General features: G+C 58.0%; 1 protein-coding gene. It reads left to right on the forward strand.

What is annotated here, in order from left to right:
- The coding region (locus tag P0D96_RS48725; protein ID WP_408321548.1) for a contractile injection system protein, VgrG/Pvc8 family at positions 1-212 on the forward strand (212 nt) is incomplete at both ends.

Consider the following 212-nt stretch of genomic DNA (forward strand, 5'->3'; position numbering starts at 1 on the left):
CTGCGCGAGCACCCGGTCCTGTTTGATGTGAAGGTGTCCGCTCACGGATTAAAAGGCGGCTACCCGCTGCGCGACTTCGTACGGCAGGTGTGGGAATCCGACTTCCATTTTCTGACCCGGCTATGGCGCGAATGGGGGATTTACTACTTTGAGGATAACAACAGGCTGGTGTTATGCGACGGACCCGGTGTCCACGAGCCGCACAGGAATGC

The organism is Paraburkholderia sp. RL17-347-BIC-D (assembly GCF_046027915.1).
In the GTDB taxonomy this organism is placed as follows: domain Bacteria; phylum Pseudomonadota; class Gammaproteobacteria; order Burkholderiales; family Burkholderiaceae; genus Paraburkholderia.